Annotated in this window: 1 protein-coding gene; it reads left to right on the top strand. The window is 73.3% G+C overall.

Annotation, left to right across the window (positions count from 1 at the left end; all coding sequences use genetic code 11):
• Positions 1-539: sigma factor-like helix-turn-helix DNA-binding protein (locus tag Cco03nite_RS42095; RefSeq protein WP_275412122.1), on the top strand; the 539-nt coding region annotated here is incomplete at its 5' end.
• Positions 540-664 lie beyond the last annotated feature (125 nt).

Genomic DNA, 664 nt, shown 5'->3' with positions numbered 1-664 from the left:
CTGGCGCGAAGCAGGTCACGGGCCGTCCCCGCCTCAAGCCGCGCAAGGAGACGGGGCGGCTGACCCTTCCGGCGAACTTCGACCAGGGCGCGTTCCTCAAGGCCGCGATGACGCTTCCCGCAGCTGCGCGGCGCGTGGCGCTGCTGAAACTGGAGAACCTGCCCAACGCCGAGATCGCCCAGGCGCTGGGCTGCGCGGTGGCCACGGTGGCCAGCCACTGGCGGCGCGCCTGCCTGGCGTTCGCGAACGTCGGCCTGATCCAGACCACCGACCGCGCGTTCATCCCCGCTGGCGCTATGGCGATGGCCACCGACGTGAGCCCGCAGGAGCTGCGCGCCGCCGTCGCCACGCTGTCCCCGGCTACGGCCCGGATCACGGGCCTGAGCCTGGACGGCCTGTCGCACAAGCAGATCGCCGACGAGCTGGGCTGCTCGACCGGCACGGTCGGCGCGACCTTGTTCAACGCGCGCCGCCTGCTGGCCGGCAGAGGCATCAACCTGCCCGCCGGTCGCCCCGGCCCCCGCCGCCGCGCGGCCTGACCCCGCTGACTTCCCGCGCCAACGGCGGCGCGGGACCTGCTCCGCCCCGTTCCTTGATAACTGCACAGTGACTCAGCCAAGCCCGGGTGTCCGGCGCGGTTGATGGCATCCGGACGCGCGCTGAC

This window comes from Catellatospora coxensis (assembly GCF_016862635.1).
Classification (GTDB): Bacteria; Actinomycetota; Actinomycetes; order Mycobacteriales; family Micromonosporaceae; genus Catellatospora; species Catellatospora coxensis.
Note: the sequence above shows the minus strand (reverse complement) of the source record. Positions and strands in the feature narration are given on the sequence as shown.